2 protein-coding genes and 1 pseudogene are annotated in these 6,222 nt (G+C 44.4%); 1 reads left to right on the top strand and 2 read right to left on the bottom strand.

Translation table 11 applies throughout. The annotated features are described in order from the left end of the window. Window positions 1-864: 864 nt before the first annotated feature. Both ACE1B6_RS04155 and ACE1B6_RS04150 read right to left on the bottom strand, forming a co-directional pair. Window positions 865-1,839: pseudogene (locus tag ACE1B6_RS04155) on the bottom strand (DUF4912 domain-containing protein); the annotation flags it as partial. Window positions 1,840-2,479: 640 nt separating this feature from the next. After that, window positions 2,480-4,813: an IMS domain-containing protein gene (locus ACE1B6_RS04150; RefSeq protein ID WP_413255972.1), complete on the bottom strand. Its 2,334-nt coding sequence runs from the start codon at window positions 4,811-4,813 to the stop codon at window positions 2,480-2,482. A 314-nt stretch (window positions 4,814-5,127) separates the two neighbouring features. Here ACE1B6_RS04150 and pdhA point away from each other — a divergent pair, with 314 nt between their 5' ends. Further along, the gene (pdhA, locus tag ACE1B6_RS04145) at window positions 5,128-6,162 is read left to right on the top strand and encodes a pyruvate dehydrogenase (acetyl-transferring) E1 component subunit alpha (RefSeq protein WP_413255971.1); all 1,035 of its coding nucleotides are present in this window, start codon (window positions 5,128-5,130) and stop codon (window positions 6,160-6,162) included. Window positions 6,163-6,222 lie beyond the last annotated feature (60 nt).

The following is a 6,222-nucleotide window of genomic DNA, read 5'->3' as shown; positions in this document are numbered from 1 at the left end:
GACTGCTTGTTCAGCCGAACTTAAGCCGTAGGAACTAATCGCGTAAGAACTGATGGGGATTTGGTAGGAACTTACGGCGTAGGAACTTAAAGCGTAGGAACTGACTGCTTGTTCAGCCGAACTTAAGCCGTAGGAACTAATTGCGTAAGAACTAACTGGGATTTGGTAGGAACTTAAAGCGTAGGAACTGACTGCTTGTTCAGCCGAACTTAAGCCGTAGGAACTAATCGCGTAAGAACTGATGGGGATTTGGTAGGAACTTACGGCGTAGGAACTTAAAGCGTAGGAACTAACTGCTTGTTCAGCCGAACTTAAGCCGTAGGAACTAATTGCGTAAGAACTAACTGGGATTTGGTAGGAACTTATGGCGTAGGAACTTAAAGCGTAGGAACTAACTGCTTGTTCAGCCGAACTTAAGCCGTAGGAACTAATTGCGTAAGAACTAACTGGGATTTGGTAGGAACTTACGGCGTAGGAACTGACTACTCCATACGAACTCATTACTTCGTAAGAACTAGTTACGCCATAAGAACTAATGGCGTAGGAACTGAGAGCGTAAGAACTGATTGCTTGTTCGTAGGAACTTACGCCATAAGAACTGATGGCGTAAGAACTGATTGCTTGTTCGTAGGAACTTATGCCATAAGAACTGATGGCGTAAGAACTGAGAGCGTAAGAACTCATTGCCTGTTCGTAGGAACTGACGGCGTAAGAGCTTACGGCGTAGGAACTGACGGCGTAAGAGCTTACGGCGTAGGAACTGACGGCGTAAGAGCTTACGGCGTAAGAGCTTACGGCGTAGGAGCTTACACCGTAGGAACTGAGGGGAACGGCGTAAGAACTAACGGAAAAGGAACTGACTGCTGGTACGTAAGAGCTAACTGCAAAAGAACTCAGTTGTACAGAGTAGGAACTGACGGCGTAAGAGCTTACGGTGTAAGAGCTAAGTGCTTGTTCGTAAGAGCTTACGGCGTAAGAGCTTACGGCGTGGGAACTGACTGGTTGCATGGAGCCTGGTACTTGCTGCATGGAACCAAATACGGAGCCTGCGATGCGTTGTGCTTCGGCTTCTTCTGCTCGGGCAAAAATTTCTTTGGTAGCAGCGACACTGGCAACTTCTGCGACGCGCTTTTCTGGGGGAACTAGTTCCAAGAAGGTTTTGCCTGTAAGTTCTTCGTCCCAAGAAACGGTAATAAATTGGTCTTCTACCCAGTCGGAGGGATAGATGGGAGGGATGCGGATAGAGGTGGAACGAGCTAGGAGTAACCAGTAACCGTCGGTGCGTCTGTAACCGATTTCTACTACATAGTCGCGATCGCTCACTGGAATTGGTAAATACCATTCTCTTGTTAGCTCATCACAGGGATATTCCTGAATACTATGAGGACTTTGATAATCCAGGTTAATATCCGTGACATCGTACAATCGCAGGGCTAACTGTTGTCCACCTTGGCGGCGCAATTCTTCTTTTGCTTCATTGGCAATATCCCAGTAAGCGTAAGCCCATTGTGGATCGCGTGGCATTAAAACTATTCGGCATTCCCCATAACCAGCAGGCAGTTCAGCTAGTCCATCATCTACTGTAGACAGAATTACTTCGTTATTCTCTTCTTGACCCACGTCATACTTTGTCGCTTCCACTTCTTCTTGTGCCTCCAACTTATTCATTTGAATTTGAGCGGGACTTTCTTCTACTGCTGTTTGTTTTTGTACTTGTACAACTGCTTCTAACAGTTGCTCTTTCCGCATTCGGCTATAACGAGAAATGCCGTACTCGCTGGCGACTTTTCGCAATTGTCGCAAGGTCATTTCTTCTAATGGTGGGCGTTCTTTCGTCATCTGTTGTTTCTCCGGTTGTTGTAACGACTTTTAAATTTGCTACTTTTTGATCCGAATTTGTTCATTTTCAGCCTGTTAACACCTCAAAAGTTTTTATTTTCATGCCCTTTTCTTTGCCCTGATTGTTGATATGGTCTGGTTTTTGTTAGATGAAATTTTCTCAATATTTCCGATGTAGTTTTCTCAAATCAGCTACTCCTTGAAAAGATGAATTAGATTAGTTTTTTGACTTTCAGTTACAAGAATCTCAGTGCATCTCATAAGAAATTGCGAAATTGTCTGGAAAAATACTCCTTAACTCCTTCATCTAGCGATCGATCGGTTTATTTTTGGGATCGTGGGGATCGCTTTCTTCACATTATGTTGCAAAAAGTCTGGCTGAAGGTCAAGGGGTTTCCCCTCTTATCCTGAGTATATTTACGTGATTATGGGGTGCTGACGCTTTAATGTGTCATGAAATCATAACATTAGCTCCTAATGCTGATTTAGCTATGTCAATTTTTCCTGACATAACCGGATTCAAGTGTTTTTAAATACCCAAATAACGATCGAGCACAAGTCAAGAGGAATTGTGTTCGCTCATAACTTGTGCCGAAAATCGTTCAACTTTTCTAATATCACTGATAACTATCTTCGATAACTATCTTCTAATTGGCGTGATACTTTGAATTTTCCACTGACCATCTTGACGTACTAAATCATATCTCACTCGCAGGTTAGGACTGTTATAAGATTCTCTGGCGACTGTTTGATTTCCTTGCAGAGTTTCCACTGATTCACTTACTTGTGCTTCTACTCTGGCTTGATTAGCCGTTGTTCTGACTACTTTAACTGAATCATCCTTAATGCTGTGTTCGTACCGACGATATTTATTTTGGGTTTGAACTGTTTGTGCGAGTCTGCGCCAGCGAGATAAAGCTGGGTCAACTAAAATACTGTTCAGTGCGTCAATTTCATGTTGAGTGCTAAAAGCTTTGGATTTGGTATCTAGCCAGGTTTGAATTGCGGTTTGTGCGATCGCTGGAGTAATCGGACCAGCCGTACTTAAAATTGCCGAATTATTGTCTGGGCTAGGTACAGGAACAGGTTCTACTTGTTCTATTGGTTGTTGTACTTGGGTAGCAGGTTTGGGACTGAGAGCTTGAATAATCCAACTCAGGAGTAGTATGGAAAGTCCAATTCCCAATGCACCAATCAGTGCTAAAACCACAAAAGGCACTTCTCTGCCTATTCTCCCTCTGCGTCTGGGTGACAACCAATCTTGCCAATTTGCCCATCGATTCGCCCTTTGAGCACGTCTGCTACTTAGGGGAACTGACACTCCTCGCAGGGATGGATCGGTTTCTCTGTTACTCTCTGCTGAGGTTGGACTTTTGGTGGTTCCGGCTCCCTGAATTACAGTTCGTTCAATGACTTGATTTGTAGGTGGTTCTGCGCCAGTGGTTCCTGGTACTACTTGCTCGGTGGTAGGTACAGTTTGGAAGTTGTAAGGGCTAGAATTTTCCAGATCGGCAGCGGTGGTAAAGTTGCTAGCGTTGGCGTTTTCCTTAGTGACAGGGGTGTTAGAGGCTTCGGCTGAGCTTGGCGAGTAGGTGAAGGTGCTTCTTGCTCCAGCCGTGGTGCTTGCGCCCAGGCTGGCGACTCTGGATAGACGCTCGGAGGCGATCGTTTCCCAATCACTTAATCCTTCTACTTCTGGTGGCAATGCTTCTAAACTACTTTGTAATTGTTCATCAGCAAAGTATTCTTTCAAAGATACTTGTTGATTTACCAAGTCGCGGAAGTGAGGAAAAACTTCTGACTGTAACCAATGTTCGCTATATAAACAAAGTCCAGGTAATAGATCGGGATCTCCCTGTGAATGTTCGCGAATAAAAGCGAGAGATTGCTGTTCGCTGGATAATTCTAAAGCTTGAGAAGCTTCTTCTGTTTGTCCTAACAATAGCGCCGCCACAGCCATTTCCAAGTAAACATCTTGGCGCTTTAATAGCCTAGTTAGCAACAATTTAGCACGGCGAATTAAGCCCGGATCTCTTTCTGTAAATCCCCTAGCCAAAAGTGCGTAAACTGCCAAATAAGTAGCGACTGCGGAAGGACGACGTGCTTCTTGCTCAAATAAAGCTTGTTGCTCTGTCACCGTGAGATAAGCACGTAATTGTTGAATGAATCGCAGGAATTCATCTACATTTAATCCTGATTGATCGTTGCCATTGCCATCAATTCCGCCTCGTTCTTGCAGCATTTCTCGTAATAACTGCAATCCTTGATTACGGAGTTCGGTGCTTTCTTCTGGCAAGGCTAATAATTCTAAAATTCGGTAGGGTCGCAGTTTATAAACATCTGCTTGGATTTCCCCTCTAATGTTAGGAAATAAACCTTCTCGCAATAATAATTCCTGTCCAATATTTAAGGTGGTGGCAGCATTTTCATAGCGCCGCTGTTTCCATTGTTCCCGTCCTAATTCTAAGCAAGCTTGAGCAATTGTTAAAACTATGTCTGGGCGAACAATTTTCGGTTCGCCAAATCGACCGTTTTCAATGTCTGTATTGCTACTTATGAGATAAGAACGTCCGAGTTTCAGGACTAGTTCATATTCTCCTAACTCTGCCAAAATTAGTAAAGACCCCAGAAATTGATCGTCGTCAATTTCAATACTGGGGGAGTTACGGTCAATGTTAACGCTAGAAGTTTCCTCAGTATCAGTAGGATCGGTAGTTGCTGATTCTGTTGGTTCCTCCGTTTCTGGTTCGTAGGTTTTGGCGAGAAAGGTTGCATCGTAAGATTGTCGCTGTTCTGGGTTAGAGAGAACGGCGTAGGCTTCATCAATAAGTTTTTTCCGAGAGGCGATCGCCACTTCCGAGTACTCCCGCCTTGGCAGTTGCATAATGCGATCGCGATACGCCTGTTGCAACTGTTCGGCGGAAGCCTGAATAGGCAGACCGAGAATTCGATAATAGTCAAGTGGAATACGCACAGGCCACTTCCCCAGCAGCAAAAGAACTTTAAGTTAGCTTATGTTATCTAAATTCACGCCACTAAGAAACAGTTTGTTTGCTTTTCGCAGCTTTAATGGCGATCGAGTTTATCGTACCTCTTATTTCAAGACCCTGCATCGGGCAAAGAATTTTCGATTTTAGATTGCCAATTTTAGATTTGATTGGTTCTCCGGTCAAGTCTGAAATTGGTCAAGCCAATTTTACCAGTTTGTGAGGTTTGCGAGCTTAGTATTATAAAAGATACTGCGAAAATATTAGTTTCGGGTTTTGCTACGAGGATACAACAAAATTTATGGTTCAGGAACGAACTTTGCCTGTATTTGATACAGCTTCAGCGCAAATTGACAAGGCGGAAGGTTTGCGGCTCTATGAAGATATGATTTTAGGCCGCTTTTTTGAAGATAAGTGTGCGGAAATGTACTATCGGGGCAGAATGTTTGGTTTTGTCCACTTGTACAACGGTCAGGAAGCGGTGTCTAGTGGCGTAATTAAATCTTTACGTCAGGATGAAGATTATGTTTGCAGCACTTATCGCGATCACGTTCATGCTTTGAGTGCGGGTGTTCCGGCGCGTGAGGTAATGGCGGAGTTGTTCGGAAAGGCGACTGGCTGTTCTAAAGGTCGGGGTGGTTCGATGCACATGTTTTCTTCTGAGCATAATCTTTTGGGTGGTTATGCTTTTGTGGCAGAAGGCATTCCGGTGGCGACTGGTGCGGCTTTTCAATCTAAGTATCGTCGGGAAACAATGGGAAATCCCAATGCCGATCAAGTGACGGCTTGCTTTTTTGGGGATGGTGCTTGTAATAATGGTCAGTTTTATGAGTGCTTGAATATGGCGGCGCTGTGGAAATTGCCGATTCTTTATGTGGTAGAAAATAACAAGTGGGCGATCGGCATGGCTCACGAAAGAGCTACTTCCGAACCGGAAATTTACAAGAAAGCGGCAGCTTTTGGCATGGCTGGCTACGAGGTTGATGGGATGGATGTGCTCGCAGTGCGTCAGGTGGCGCAGGAAGCAGTGGCGCGTGCTCGTGCTGGGGAAGGCCCTACTCTAATTGAAGCATTAACTTATCGTTTCCGCGGTCACTCTTTGGCTGACCCGGATGAATTGCGGACTAAGGAAGAGAAAGAGTTTTGGTTTCCTCGCGATCCAATTAAGAAGTTGGGAGCTTATTTAGTTGAGCATAATTTGGCAGAGGAAGAGGAACTAAAGGCGATCGAACACAAAATTCAAGAAGTTGTCGATGATGCCGTAAAATTTGCTGAATCTAGTCCTGAACCAGATCCTAGCGAGTTACATCGTTTTGTATTCGCTGAAGACGAGTAATTAGTAGGGTGCGTCAGAAATTAAAACCCTGATGCTGTCGCTCAGATTTATCCTCTGACG

Origin of the sequence: Floridaenema fluviatile BLCC-F154 (genome assembly GCF_041929135.1) — a bacterium.
GTDB lineage: Bacteria > Cyanobacteriota > Cyanobacteriia > Cyanobacteriales > Aerosakkonemataceae > Floridanema > Floridanema fluviatile.
The sequence above is the reverse complement of the archived record's forward strand: the minus strand, read 5'-3'. Positions and strand labels throughout refer to the sequence as shown.

Coding starts and splice junctions, on each gene's coding strand:
- pdhA (WP_413255971.1), top strand. CDS start 5,128: ATGGTTCAGGAACGAACTTTGCCTGTATTTGATACAGCTTCAGCGCAA.